The organism is Streptomyces sp. NWU339 (genome assembly GCF_003143855.1).
Taxonomy (GTDB): domain Bacteria; phylum Actinomycetota; class Actinomycetes; order Streptomycetales; family Streptomycetaceae; genus Streptomyces.
Genome location: NZ_QFRK01000115.1, coordinates 1 through 9375 on the forward strand (window position 1 = coordinate 1; position 9375 = coordinate 9375).

Here is a 9375-nt window from a genome sequence, read left to right on the forward strand (position 1 = left end):
CGGCATCAAGGYCCACCACCCCGTTCTTGACGCGGACCCCCTCGGTGTGGTGCACCTTGATGCCGTTCGCTTCGCTGTGGGGGCCGACCGTCGCGACGGGGGCGCCGTTGTCGCAGGTCGCCCCGCGGAAGAACTCGACGGTCCTCTTGCTGTCGTTGCGGATGTTGAAGCTATTGGCGCCCAGGCCGCTCACGACGGTGATGCAGCCGTCCGGGCGGGCGGAGAACGAACGCTCGTTGATGTGGATCCGGCCTTCGAATTCCTTCTCTTCGAAGCCCCGGTTCTCGAAGCCCCGGCCCTCGTGGTCCTTGCCCTCGAAGCCCCGGCCTTCGTTGCCCTTGCCCTCGAARCCCCGGCCTTCGTTGCCCTTGTCTTCGAAGCCCCGGCCTTCGTYGCCCTGGCCGGATTCGCCGCCCAGGGGGGCCGCGGCGGGGGCGGCCGCCTGCTGGACCGCGGGGGCGGCCTGGGCCGGCTCGTAGGCGGACGCCGAGGCGTAGGTGATACCGGTGACGGCCAGGGCCGCGGCGGCCGCGACGGCCGCGGTAACGACATTGGGACGAGTCTTCATCACGTGCTTCTCCTGTCTCGTGGGATCGGCCGGCAGCCGACTCGTGATGAACGTACTGACCGATTCCCATATCTGTCATATCGAGAGATAAGGGAAAGTCAGCGGATTGACTCCAATCGGGTTATAGGAGGATGCTTGTATGCCGTGCCATGGCGTGCTGACAGGTAATCAGATGATTTTTCCTGTAGTGGACTTGATGCCCCGATAGACTGTCCGGGGGACTTTTCCGGCGCCTGCTCACCCGCAGCCACGGCGTGTCGCTCGTTGACACATCAGGGGAAACCGGTATTCCCGTGGTGCCGCCGGGCGGGGGGCCCGAGCCCGCGGGCGGGCCCCTGACGCGGTGCCGTCCGCAGGATGAGGTTCCCGCGGAACGTCCCGGTGAAGGCGAAGACCTGACGTTGGCTCGAAGACCTGACGCCGGCTCCAGGTCCTCGTCACCGGGCACCCACGGCCGGCCGGCGGGCCCGCCTCCCGAGCGCTCGGGCGGGCCCGCCACCCGGGGCGGACTGTGTCCACGGTGGCAGGGGCGGCTCGCCCGGCGAACCGGAACCCGGCTCGCCGGGTCCCCGCGCGCCACCGCGCGAACAGGCCAGGGACATGATGCCCCCGCCGCCGGCCGATCGCGGACACCCGGGCCGGCGTGTCCGGTACCCGGCCCCTTCGCGCTTTTCCGCTCACCCGCACCGCCCCCCTCGCCGGCCGGCGCGGAGGCCGGCGAAGAGGGCGGTGCGGGCAGGCCGCCCCCGTCGCCGACGGCGGGCGGCCTGCTGTCGCAGACCTGGGTGGGCGACTACAGAAGCCGCCCGCCGACCTCCTCACCCGGGCCCGGAGCCCCGGACACGCCGCACCCACGCCCGAGCCGGCCCCGAACCCGAACGCCGACGCGTCAGAGGTCGCGCAGACAGGCGGCCGGCAGGGACCAGCGGGCAGACAGGACAGGCACAGGTTCCGTGATCGTGRAGTTGCGACGCTCTGTAAGCACAGGGAAGRCCTGCGCCTGCGCACCATCACGGCCGGAATGCCGTCGCCGACACCGCACCCTCACCRACAACCCAGCTGTCTCCCCGGCTCTGCCGCCTTACCACCTACCGCGATCGCAGCAGCGCAGGGYGCTGTGGAGGGGGCGYACMCGACACGCGCGCCCTGGAACCCGCCGCCGCCCACGGCGATCCCGGTGAGGAAGAACAACGCACGCCGGGCGAGAATCCGGCATGACCGACCGCCGCCCGCTGGGCACCGGACCCACCCACACTGACGAGTCCCGCATGCGAGACACCGGCCCGCCCGCGCCACGCGCCCAGCTCGCCGCCGAACGCCTGCCCGCCGCCCCGGCCGCCGACCACCCGATGCCCACGCGCCCGGTCACCGGTCGCCACCCTGGGCGCCGGCCCCGGCGGTAATCCGCAGCCACCCACAGCCGAAGGCACAACTGCGCAGCCTCCCCCGGTCTGATGGCCCAGCCCGGCCCTACAGGTCGAACTCCAGGTGTTCGACGTCGGTGAACTCCACCGCCAGGCCGTGGGCGCGGCGGCCGCCGTCGCGGAAGTACACCTCGCCGACGCCTTCGGCCGCCAGGGCGCGCAGCTGCCGCTCGCCGGCGCCGGTCTCCTGGGCGGCGAAGAGGCGGGCCGCGTGCTGCGGGGGCGGGGCGAGGGTGCGGTGCCGGATCCGGGCGTCGTCGGTGGTGCCGGGCGCGGCGGTGAAGCCGAACCGGGCCCGGGTGTCGATGACCAGGCCGGTGCTGGTGGCGGCCTGGCGGCGGGCGCGTTCGCGAACGCGGGGCTGCCGGCGGGCGCGGGCCCCGGGTCACTCGCGCAGCGCGGCGAGGACGTCGTCCTCTCGCACCTGTCCGGACAGGGCGGGGCCGCCGGGGAAGAGGAACACCGGCGGGGTGGGCAGGTCGAGTTCGCGGATGCGGTCGAGTTCGGCGTGCATCGCATCCGCACCGCCGCCGTTGGTCATGACGCCCGTCTCGGCGGCGAGCCGGGCGAGCACGGTGGGATCGGCGATGTTCAAGCCGTCGGTGAAGTAGCCGCGAAACAGGCGCTCGGCCATCTGCTCGGCCTTTCCTTGCGCCGATGCCTGGGCGGCGAGACGGTGCGCATCGAAGGTACTGGTGAACACCGCGCGGTGGAAGTTGAGGTCGAGGCCGTCGTCGGCGCCGAGCGAGGTGTCGGCGGCGAGCTGGGCCGTTACGGCCGCGCCGTGCTCACGCGACCAGACGGCGATCAGCGGCTCACCGGCCGGCGACGCGTCGGGCCGGAGCTGGACGGGGCGCAGCACCGTTTCGGCTGTGCCGCCGTCCGCGCGGTAGCGGCAAACGGCCCGGGCGTAGCGGGTGAAGCCGATGTAGCAGTGGACGCAGACGAAGTCGAGTACGGCCTCGACGCGGCGCAAAGGGGTCATGAACGGGCTCCTGAGGGTGCGGGAGAGGGGGTGGTGCTCGGCCTGGGTGTTCACCAGGGCATCGGGCCGGCGGGCGTGAAGTAGCCGCCGGTCGGCCCGTCGGGGCCGGTCAGGGCCATGCGGACGATGATGTCGGCGCCCTCCTCGACGCTCTGGGCGCCGGTGTGGCCGTTGAGGTCGGTGGCGGTGTGGCCGGGGTCGACGGCGTTGATCCGCATCGTCGGCAGGGCGCGCGCATACAGCATTGTGATCATGTTCAGGGCGGCCTTGGAGGAGTTGTACGGCAGCGAGGAGACCCAGAAGGGGACGAGCGAGGCGTGGGCGGCCGGGTCGGCCGCGACGGCCAGCGAGCCCAGGCCGCTGCTGACGTTGACCACGACCGGTGACGTGCTTTGGTGCAGCAGGGGCAGGAAGGCGTGCGTCACGCGCACGGCGCCGAAGACGTTGGTGTCGTAGACCGCCAGCATGTCCGCGGCGGTGGTCTCGTCGGCCGGCCGCGCGGGGCCGGCCACGCCGGCATTGTTGACCAGGACGTCGAGGTGTCCGGCCCGCTCGCGGACCAGCAGGGCGGCCGCCGCGACGGAGTCGGTGTCGGTGACATCGATGAGCAGGGGCCGGGCGCCGACCGCCCGGGCGGCCTGGGTGCCGCGGCGGGCGTCGCGGGCACCCAGAAAGACGGTGTGCCCCGCCCGGGCCAGGCGGCGGGCGGTCTCCAGTCCCAGCCCCTTGTTGGCCCCGGTGATGAGAGTCGTCGTCATGCCCGGCAGCCTCGCCGCTCGGCGACCGGCCTGGCAGGCCACTGTTCTTCCTGGTAACGCCAGTACCAGGCCGGCATGGTCCGGGGCGCCGATACTGGGGCCATGAGCACACAGGGCGCCGGCGGGCATCCCCGGCGGCGGGGCAGCGAACTGGGCGACGCGCTGCGCCGCTGGCGCGCCCGTGTGCCTCCCTCCGCGGTCGGGCTGCCCGCCGGGCGGACCCGCCGGACACCCGGGCTGCGCCGCGAGGAACTGGCCCTGCTGGCCGGGATATCCGCCGAGTACGTGGTCCGCCTGGAGCAGGGCCGGGCGACGTCCCCGTCCGCCCAGGTGCTCGGTGCCCTGGCCCGGGCACTGCGCCTGTCAAAGGCCGAGCGTTCCCACCTGTTCGCGCTGGCCGGGCAGCCCGAGCCCGCGGACGGCCGGCTGCGGGGCCGGCTGACGCCGGGGGTGCAGCGGCTGCTCGACCAGATGCCGGGCACACCCGTCGGCGTGTACGACGCGGCCTGGACACTCCTCGCCTGGAACCGGCTCCACGCCGCCCTGATGGGCGATCCGTCCGCACTCGCGAGCCGGGAACGCAACCTGCTCTGGCAGCACTTCACCGGCCCGCCCGGCCGGGTGCGCCACACCCCCGAGCAACAGGCCCGCTTCGAGACCGCGGTGGTCTCCGACCTGCGCGCCGTCCGCACCCGCCACCCGGCGGACACGGCCCTGCACCGCCTCATCACGGATCTGCGCGGCACGAGCCCGCGCTTCGCCGCTCTGTGGGACAGCCACGAGGTGAGCCGTCACACCCTGCACACCAAGACCGTCCACCATCCCGAGGTCGGGCCGCTCGACCTCGACTGCGACATCCTCACCGACCCCGGGGGCGACCTGCACATCGTGATCCTCACCGCCGCACCGGGCAGCGACACCGCCAGCCGACTCGACCTGCTCGACGTCATCGGCACCCAGCAGATGACCGAAACGCGCAACGGCACGAGCCGGGTGATCGGCAACGGACCGACATCCCACCCATGACACCTCCGCACGACCCAAAACGGCACCCGACTCGCCACCTGCCCCGAAGCCATCCGCCACCGCTTGGCCCGCAGGTCGGCACACATACCGAGCCGTAATACCGATCACTCGGGGAAGGCGTGGACATTCCCGGCGAGCGGGGCGTGGAAGCCATGTGCTTCGCCGACACCCGCGGCTCCCAGGTGGAGATCGTGCAGAACATCGGCCGGGCGCTGCGACTCAACCGGGACGGCACCACGAAGGTCGCCCGGATCATCGTGCCCGTCTTCCTGGAGCCGGGCGAGGACCCGACCGACATGATCGCCTCCGCCTCGTTCCGCCCCCTTGTAGCCGTGCTCCAAGGCCTGCGCTCCCACGATGAACGACTCGTCGAGCAGCTCGCCTCCCGTGCTCTCACCAGCGGACAGCGCACCGTGCACGTCCGACGCGATGAGGACGGGCGGATCGTCGGCGCCGGCGGCGAGGGTGACGGCGAGGACCAGGAGCAGGACGACACCCAAGCCGCCGCCGAGTCCGCACTGCTCCACTTCTCCAGCCCGCGCGACGCGGCCACCATCGCCGCGTTCCTGCGCACCCGGGTCTACCGGCCGGAATCCCTGGTATGGCTCGAGGGCTACCAAGCCCTCATCCGCTGGCGAAAGGAGAACCAGATCACCGGCCTCTACGCCGTTCCCTATGACGTCGAGACCGAGGTCGGGGCGACCAAGGCGTTTCCACTGGGGAGGTGGGTGCACCAGCAGAGGAAAGCCCTGCGGGCCGGGGAACTGGAGGAGCGGCGCAAGACCCTGCTGGACGCGCCGGAGGCCGGCATGGTCTGGGAGCCGGGCGAGGAGGCGTGGGAGACCAAGCTCGCCGTACTCCGCTCCTACCAGCGCGCCACGGGGCATCTCGCACCCCGGCAGGACGCCGTCTGGGACCGACCCCGTCGGCGATGCGGCTGCCGAGGGCCTGGTGCCCATCGGGCAGCACATGGCCAACCTCCGCCGAAAGGGCGGCCTCGGCAAGAACCCGGAACGGGCCGCGGCGCGCGCGCAGCAACTGACCGCGATCGACGAGGACTGGAACTGCCCCTGGCCACTGGACTGGCAGCGCCACTACCGCGTCCTCGCCGACCTGGTCGACACCGAAACCGGCGGCGTCCTGCCCGACATCGCACCCGGCGTGCTCTTCGACGGCGACGACCTGGGTAAATGGCTCCAGCGCCAGAAACAGCCGGCCACCTGGAAACTACTGCAGCAAGAGCGGCTGACCGCGCTGGGCGTGCAGCCGCTTGAGGCGCCGTCTCCCGCCCCGGCAGCCGGGCGTGCGGCGAAGGGGCCGGGCAAGGCGCAGCAGGCGTTCCAGCGCGGCCTGGCAGCCCTCGCACAGTGGGTGGAACGGGAAGGCTCCCACCGGCCGGTACCCCGCGGGCATGCTGAGGAGATCACCGTCGACGGCGAGACCGAGCCGGTCACGGTCCGGCTCGGCGTATGGGTCTCCAACACCAAGACCCGCCGCGACAAACTCACCCCCGAACAACGCAACGCCCTCGCCGAACTCGGCATCGACTGGGCCTGATGGCGCCAGAGGCACCGACGGCCTCTCCCAGGCCCCCGCCGGCCGGCTGGTCCGGAGCGCAGGCGCAGAACTGGCCGGAGGCGGCGGGCATGGGCCAGGTGAGCTGAGCGGGCCCGCCGGTCAGGCCGGGTTCAACTGAAAGGGCTCGATGTGCGGCCCGGTTCGGGGGCCGCACATCGAGCCGTTGCTGGTGTCGTATCAGTCTTTGTCTCCCTAGCGGTAGTCGCCGCCACGACCGTAGTCATGGTCGTAGTCACCGCGGTGATCGCGGTGATCGCGGTGATCGCGGTGATCGCGGTGATCGCGGTGATCGCGGTGATCGCGGTGATCGCGGTGATCGCGGTGATCGCGGTGATCGCGGTGATCGCGGTGATCGCGGTGATCGCCGCCACGACCGTAGTCATGGTCGTAGCCGCCACGGTCGTAGTCACCGCGGTGATCGCCGCCACGACCGTAGTCATGGTCGTAGCCGCCACGGTCGTAGTCGCCACGGTGATCGCCGCCACGACCGTAGTCGTCACGGTGATCGCCCTGGCTCTGGCTATGGCTATAGGACGCGACGGACGCCGAAGCAGTACTTGCTGTGCCCACCGCGACGCCACCGGCCATCACCAGCCCGGCAGCGGACACCGCAGCCAGACGCTTCGCGCGTTGTGCTCGCATGGGAATACCTCTCGCTCCATCGTCTCCCGCGTCTCTGGAAGGAAGCGCGGGAACGGACGGCCGCAGCCGCAAGCCGAAATTGCGGCAGAGCCTTCTGATGTCACCGCATCTCGTCTCAAGCACGGACTCGACCGCCGACGCCTCCAGGTCGCCCGTCGCGGGCGGTCACTGTGGCCTTGGTCCGCTTTACCGGAAACCGGTCGGCCGGGCGTGCCGTGCGTGCGGCATTCAGTCATCGAGCCTAGTGCCGCAACAGCGGCCTGGCATCTCGGGCGACCCGCTGCGCACGCCCGTTACCGGAGGAGCCGAATCACACCCTCCTGGATGTCGACGACGGCGATATTCCCGGGGCGGGTCTGTCAAATGAACGGCCCTGTCTCACATGCGGTGGTGACGGTAAGTAGTTTTCGTGGCTGGTAGTGACACTCCCAGGCCAGCACGGGTGACGCGATCGTCAGCACCGTGCTTGTCCTGCTCGATGGCGCGTCTGCGACTGCTCTCCTTGAAGCTCGGACCAGGCACATCAATGATGACGCTCTGTCACCACCGCATGTGGGACAGAGCCGGCTGCGGACCTGGCCAAGCTGGCGGGTACGCGTCCGCGGTTGGTGGAACGGGAGTTGAGCACGGTCACCGGGCGTGCCTTCCGGGTCCGCTCACCCCATTGGTCTTCCTGGGGGGATGGCCGCCGGGCTGCGGGTGTCTACGTGCTGGCCCACGAGGAGATCCAGCGCAGCGCCCTCGACCTGCTGACTGACGAGGAGGTGGCGGCGTACCGGGAGCGGCTGCACGAGTGGGCGGACTCCTTCCACGAGCGGCACTGGCCGCCCCACACACCGGAGTACCTGCTGCGTGGATACAGCCAGTTGCTGCGCACGCAGGCAGACACGGCGCGGCTCGTTCAGCTGGCCGGCGATACTCACCGCCACAGCCGCTTGTGGCAGCGCTCCGGCTCCGACCTGGACGCGCTGGCAGAGCTCTCTGCCGCATTCGACAGCCTGGTGGCCTGTGGCAGCTCCGATCCGGCGGACGTCGGTGACGCCTTCCTGCTCGGGGGGCGTATCCCTTGTCGCCGGCCTGTGCTGCCCGGGCGAGTGCTGCGGCGGCTTGCGCCACTTCCCGGTAGGGCCCCACGGCGATCTCCGGGTCGGCGCGACGGTYGGGTGGCAGGGCGCGGTGCGTTCCCGGCGCCCTCGCGACCARCCATCGGCCGTCTCCTCGGGGCTGTCGACCGTCATCGGATGCACCTCTGTCAGGACTCACCGCGGATGGTCATCCCGGCGTCCCGGAATCAACCGTGATGACGAGCTTTCCGGGCGCGTTGCCCGCCGCCAGGTCACCCACCGCGGTCGAGGCCTCCGCMAGGGGGTACGTGCGCCCGACGGCCGGTCGCACGGCCCCGGCCTCGATGAGGTCGCGCAGCGCGTCCAGGTCGGCGGTGCGGGTCAGCGCGAGCAGCGCCTCCAGACGTTGGCGCGTGAACGGGTTGATCAGCCGGGCGGCCAGCGGCCGGCCGAGCCCGCCGAACCACCGACCGCCGCCCTCGCCGCCGACGAGGACGAGCCGGCCGCGCTCGGTGAGCAGCCCGCGCAGCAGGGCCAGCGGCCGGAGGCCCGCGATGTCGATGATCAGATCGTACGTCCCGGTGAGCGGCTCGCGCGTGTAGTCGATGACGGCCCGGGCGCCCAGCGACCGGACGAGGTCGGCCTTGGCCGTGCTGCACACGGCGGTGACGTGGGCGCCGCCGGCGACCGCGAGCTGCGTCGCGAAGCTGCCCACTCCGCCGCCGGCGCCGAKGACCAGCACCTTCTCGCCGGCGGTGACCCGGCCGACGGCCCGCAACGCGGTCACCCCGGACACGGGTGTGGCCGCCGCTTCGGTGAAGCTCAGGTTGGCGGGTTTGCGGGCGAGCTTGCCCGGGCGGGCGAGCGCGAACTGCGCGTACGCGCCGGTCGCCKCGCCGTACACCTCGTCGCCGGGGCGGAACGCGGTCACGTCGGCGCCGACGGACTCCACGACGCCGGCCACGTCCATGCCCGGCACGCGGTTGCGGGGTCGGCGCAGGCCGAAGCCGAGGCGGCCGATGAGCGGCAGCCCGGTCATGAGGTGCCACACGCCGTAGTCGACGCCGGCCGCGTGCACCCGGATCAGCACCTGGCCGGCGCCGGGCGTCGGGATCGGGACCTCGCCGAGGCTCAGCACGTGCGGCGGGCCGTACTCGTCCTGGACGATCGCCCTCATGAGGGGTCTCCTTCGGTGTCGGGGTACTGGAAGACCTCGTCGAGTCCGACCCGGAACACCCGGGCGATGCGGAACGCCATYTCMARCGAGGGGGAGTAGCGACCCTGTTCGATCGCGATGATGGTCTGGCGGGTGACGCCGACCCGGTCGGCC

General features: G+C 71.8%; 8 protein-coding genes and 1 pseudogene. 4 read left to right on the forward strand and 5 right to left on the reverse strand.

All coding sequences use genetic code 11. The features are described from left to right. Positions 1 to 568, reverse strand: a 568-nt coding sequence (locus DIZ27_RS43400) for a hypothetical protein (RefSeq protein ID WP_109383774.1), incomplete at its 3' end; no start/stop codon positions are given. A 1214-nt stretch (positions 569 to 1782) separates the two neighbouring features. On the opposite strand from DIZ27_RS43400, the gene DIZ27_RS43405 reads away from it, so the two are divergent. Next, positions 1783 to 1971 (forward strand): hypothetical protein, encoded by a 189-nt coding sequence (locus DIZ27_RS43405; protein ID WP_109383775.1) that lies wholly within the window; start codon positions 1783 to 1785, stop codon positions 1969 to 1971. 406 nt (positions 1972 to 2377) lie between these two features. On the opposite strand, the gene DIZ27_RS43415 is transcribed toward DIZ27_RS43405, so the two are convergent. Together DIZ27_RS43415 and DIZ27_RS43420 are read right to left on the reverse strand one after the other, a co-directional pair. Continuing rightward, on the reverse strand, positions 2378 to 2977 hold the full coding sequence (locus tag DIZ27_RS43415) for a DsbA family protein (RefSeq protein ID WP_146229134.1): 600 nt from the start codon (positions 2975 to 2977) through the stop codon (positions 2378 to 2380). Positions 2978 to 3027: 50 nt separating this feature from the next. Further along, positions 3028 to 3735, reverse strand: a complete 708-nt coding sequence (locus tag DIZ27_RS43420) for an SDR family NAD(P)-dependent oxidoreductase (RefSeq protein ID WP_109383781.1) — start codon at positions 3733 to 3735, stop codon at positions 3028 to 3030. Between the two features lie 102 nt (positions 3736 to 3837). On the opposite strand from DIZ27_RS43420, the gene DIZ27_RS43425 reads away from it, so the two are divergent. The 3 genes and pseudogenes from DIZ27_RS43425 to DIZ27_RS46665 all read left to right on the forward strand — a co-directional run bounded on the left by DIZ27_RS43425 (position 3838) and on the right by DIZ27_RS46665 (position 7401). Further along, positions 3838 to 4761 carry a helix-turn-helix domain-containing protein gene (locus tag DIZ27_RS43425; protein ID WP_109383777.1) on the forward strand — a complete coding sequence of 308 codons (924 nt, stop codon included), beginning with the start codon at positions 3838 to 3840 and terminating at the stop codon, positions 4759 to 4761. A gap of 101 nt (positions 4762 to 4862) precedes the next feature. Further along, a pseudogene (locus DIZ27_RS43430) lies at positions 4863 to 6318 on the forward strand (Helicase associated domain protein); the annotation flags it as partial. A gap of 243 nt (positions 6319 to 6561) precedes the next feature. After that, positions 6562 to 7401 (forward strand): hypothetical protein, encoded by an 840-nt coding sequence (locus DIZ27_RS46665; protein WP_219933741.1) that lies wholly within the window; start codon positions 6562 to 6564, stop codon positions 7399 to 7401. 852 nt (positions 7402 to 8253) lie between these two features. Here DIZ27_RS46665 and DIZ27_RS43445 read toward each other — a convergent pair. Both DIZ27_RS43445 and DIZ27_RS43450 read right to left on the reverse strand, forming a co-directional pair. Then, the gene (locus DIZ27_RS43445; protein ID WP_109383779.1) at positions 8254 to 9222 is read right to left on the reverse strand and encodes an NAD(P)-dependent alcohol dehydrogenase; all 969 of its coding nucleotides are present in this window, start codon (positions 9220 to 9222) and stop codon (positions 8254 to 8256) included. After that, positions 9219 to 9344: a helix-turn-helix transcriptional regulator gene (locus DIZ27_RS43450; RefSeq protein ID WP_375232082.1), complete on the reverse strand. Its 126-nt coding sequence runs from the start codon at positions 9342 to 9344 to the stop codon at positions 9219 to 9221. Before DIZ27_RS43450 ends, DIZ27_RS43445 begins: the two co-directional genes overlap by 4 nt. Between the last annotated feature and the right edge of the window lie 31 nt (positions 9345 to 9375).